The sequence below is a fragment of the Synechococcus sp. R8-2 genome (genome assembly GCF_047461715.1).
In the GTDB taxonomy this organism is placed as follows: domain Bacteria; phylum Cyanobacteriota; class Cyanobacteriia; order Thermostichales; family Thermostichaceae; genus Thermostichus.
Genome location: NZ_JANSHQ010000237.1, coordinates 1 through 2748 on the forward strand (window position 1 = coordinate 1; position 2748 = coordinate 2748).

A 2748-nucleotide genomic window follows, 5' to 3' on the forward strand; every position below is an offset into this window, starting at 1 on the left:
CGGCGTGCCATCAACACCTTTGAGCGGGAGGGATCCCAGGATCCCTTTACAGAAGGGCTGTCCTTTTTACAGGCCAATCCAATTCCTGAGGCAGTGGAGCGGTTTCAGGAGGCTGTGCGGCGACAGCCAGATCACGTAGAGGCCCACATTGAACTGGCCCATCTGTTGGCGAAAACCAACCGACTGCAGGAGGCATTGAGCCACTACCAACAGGCCAAACGCCTGAACCCGAACTTGAGCGGCATCAACACCCACCTGGTGGAAACCCTGAAGGCTCTAGCACGGCAGTGGTTGGCCCAGCATCAGCCGGATGAAGTCTTGATCCATTTGCCCGAAGCGCTGCCCCTCACCCAGGGATCCGCCCAAGCTGAGATCTATAGCCTGCTCGGCCAAGCCTGGGCAGAGAAGGGCAACTGGGCAGAAGCGTTAGCTCAGCAACAAAAGGCCCTGGGGTTGGATCCCCACTTCAGCGAGGCTCATCTCTGCATTGCTCAAGTTCGCCTCAAGCTGGGGCAATGGGACGAGGCCATCGACTCCTGCTGGGCTGCTTTGGAGTTGAATGATCGCCTGGGCCTGGGCCACGCCGTGATGGGACAAGCGCTGATGCGCAAAGGACAGCTAAAAGCGGCAATAGCAGCCTTCCGAACTGCCCTCAGCCTGGATCTCAGTCCTGAGTTGGCAGCCGCTGTGCGGGTGGATCTGGGTTTGGCAATGGTACATGCAGGCCATCTGGCTCAAGCCAGCCAGGAGTTCAGCCAGGTGATCTTCAATGGCCAGTTCAAAAGACAGCAGGCTCGCGCCTACTACGGCTTGGGCCTGGTGTTGGCAAGCCAAGAGCAATACAGCGAAGCCATCAAGAACTACCGGCGGGCTTTGGAGCTGGCCCCCGATCTGCACGCAGCGATGGCCGCCATTGGCCTAGCCTACTTGGGGCCCAAACAACGGGATGCCTCTGGGCGCAAGTTCATCCAGCCCCAACAGTTGCAGCAGGCTATGCAGCAGTTTGAACAGGCCCTCCAAGGAGATTCAGAGTTGCCGGAAGCTCACTTTGGCCTGGGCGAAGTGGCGCGCATCAAGGGGGATCTAACCTCGGCGGAGGCCAGCTATCGACGGGCCATTCGCAGCAATGGCAGCTATGGAGCAGCTCACTATCGTCTGGGATCCATCCTTGCCCGCCAAGGCAAGCTGGAGCAGGCCATTGAACACTTTCGCTCGGCTTTGGAAATCGCTCCCAACTTCTCCGAAGCCAGAGTGAGCCTGCAACGGCTTCTCTCCAAACAGATGGAAGAGGCCCATACCGGCCTACTCGTCCCGTAAGGTGGGATAGGATCTTCCAGTTAAGGTTCTCTCAACCCATGACACCAACGCCAGGTTGGGTGGTCAGCCCTGCAACCGCCATCCAGCTCATCCAACAAGGGGCAACGCTTCTGGATGCACGCAGTGCGGAATTGCAAGCCGACGGGATCCTGAAGGGTTCAATTCCGGTGAACTGGACGGAGTTTACTCAACCAGAGGCTGCCAACAGCGGCAAGCTGTTGGCAGATGATGCCCTTCTCACCGAAAAGCTGCAGGGCCTTGGCGTGTTTCAGGGGCGTCCGGTGGTGGTGGTGGCCGATCCGCTGCGGGGTTGGGGAGAAGATGGCTGGATCGTTTGGATGTTGCGCAGCTTGGGTCATCCCCAGGCGGTCATGGTGGACGGGGGCTATCCGGCCCTGGTGAAGGAGGGAGTGCTGACCACAACCCGACAAAGCGCCGACGAACCGCAACGGGGCGACTTTGTAGTGCGGCGAACCGACCGGTGGGAGATCGACCGGGACACTCTGCGGGCCAGCCTTGGCTCCGACCGTGTGGCCATCCTCGACAGTCGCGAAGCCCAAGAATACAAGGGAGCCACCCCCTATGGTGAGGCGCGCGGTGGACACATCCCCGGCGCTGTGCATCTCTGCTACAAGGAGCTGATGGATGCGGCGGGATCCCTATTGCCGCCCGATGAAATTCACGCCCGCCTGCAAAAAGCCGGGATCCCTCCGGAAGCCGAGATCATTGCCTACTGCACAGCTGGGGTTCGCGCCGCTTGGGTCACGGTGGTTTTAACCCACGTGGGCCGGCAGGCCAAAAGCTATTCCGGCTCCATCCTGGAATGGGCGGCCGGGGATCCCCAGCGGTTCCCGCTCCAGCCATGAGGGGATCCCTGCCCACTGTGATCTTGGCCGGATGTGGCTATGGAGCCATCGACGCCTTGCGGGCGCTCAAAGGGCAGGCACGGGTGATCGCCATCAACCCCTATCCCTACAGTGTTAATTCAGGCATGTCCACGCGGCTGCTGAGTGGTCGGTTTTCTCTGGAGCTGGTGCGGATCCCTTTGCTGGAGCATATTCAAGCCAACGGCGCCCAGTTTTTGCCGGGGCGAGTCACCCACATCCAACCCGAAGCTCGAACCCTGACCCTGGAGAGTGAAGCCGGGATCCAAACTCTTGCCTACGACTATCTGTTGGTGAATGTGGGCCGGGAGTTGCGCCCCATCGATGGGATCCAACATGCCTTCACCATTCGACCGGCAGAACAATTGGTGGCCGCCCGAACTTGGATCCGGCAGTGCTGGCAACGGGCAGCCCAGGGGGATCCGACGCCGGGTCTGTTGACTTTTGTGGTGGCAGGGGGAGGCTGTACCGGCACAGAGCTGATGGGGGAACTCTACGATCTTTGCCGGGAAATGAGCGCAGAAACAGGGATCCCCTTGGCTCAAGC

General features: G+C 60.2%; 3 protein-coding genes. All 3 read left to right on the top strand.

Going from position 1 to position 2748, the window contains the following annotated elements; all coding sequences use genetic code 11:
• Positions 1-1317 (top strand): tetratricopeptide repeat protein (locus NW819_RS06285; RefSeq protein WP_414413233.1); only part of this gene is annotated, 1317 nt, incomplete at its 5' end.
• Between the two features lie 38 nt (positions 1318-1355).
• Entirely contained in the window at positions 1356-2183 is an 828-nt protein-coding gene (locus NW819_RS06290; protein WP_414413234.1) for a sulfurtransferase, read from the top strand.
• Positions 2180-2748, top strand: a 569-nt coding sequence (locus NW819_RS06295) for an FAD-dependent oxidoreductase (protein ID WP_414413235.1), incomplete at its 3' end; no start/stop codon positions are given. The genes NW819_RS06290 and NW819_RS06295, both read left to right, overlap by 4 nt.